Origin of the sequence: Vibrio sp. 10N.222.52.B7 (genome assembly GCF_041474275.1) — a bacterium.
Classification (GTDB): Bacteria; Pseudomonadota; Gammaproteobacteria; order Enterobacterales; family Vibrionaceae; genus Vibrio; species Vibrio crassostreae_C.
The window spans coordinates 1-430 of the sequence record NZ_JBFRTU010000665.1 but is presented as its reverse complement, the minus strand read 5'-3'; the positions used below and the strand labels follow the sequence as shown (position 1 = coordinate 430).

General features: G+C 50.7%; 1 protein-coding gene. It reads right to left on the bottom strand.

Annotated features, from left to right (window positions below):
- Positions 1-430 (bottom strand): inositol monophosphatase family protein (locus tag AB4512_RS24710; protein WP_372176109.1); only part of this gene is annotated, 430 nt, incomplete at both ends.

The following is a 430-nucleotide window of genomic DNA, read 5'->3' as shown; positions in this document are numbered from 1 at the left end:
GCCCAAGGTAAGTCTGCATCACCAAGAACAATGAAGTTCGGGTTCTCAAGCGTCTCTCTTTCATTGTACGAGAGTGGCTCTAATTGAGTACTCAGGATTCGGCCTCCCGCTTCTTCAACAATGCACTGGGTTGCCGCGGTATCCCACTCTCCGGTTGGTCCAATACGTAGATAACAATCGACAGCGCCTTCGGCAACCAAGCATGCCTTCAGCGCAGCAGAGCCTAAAGGAACCAAATCATAGTTCCAAGCAGAGCTCATACGGTTAGTGATGCGATTGATGTCTTGGCGACGGCTGATTGCCATCGCGATCGATTGGTTTGGCAGTTCATGGCGGTGTGTCTTAATCTTCACACTGTCATTAAGGTCTGGGATCTTCCAAGCGCCTTTGCCACTGTAAGCGTAATAGCTCACACCTGAAACAGGCGCGT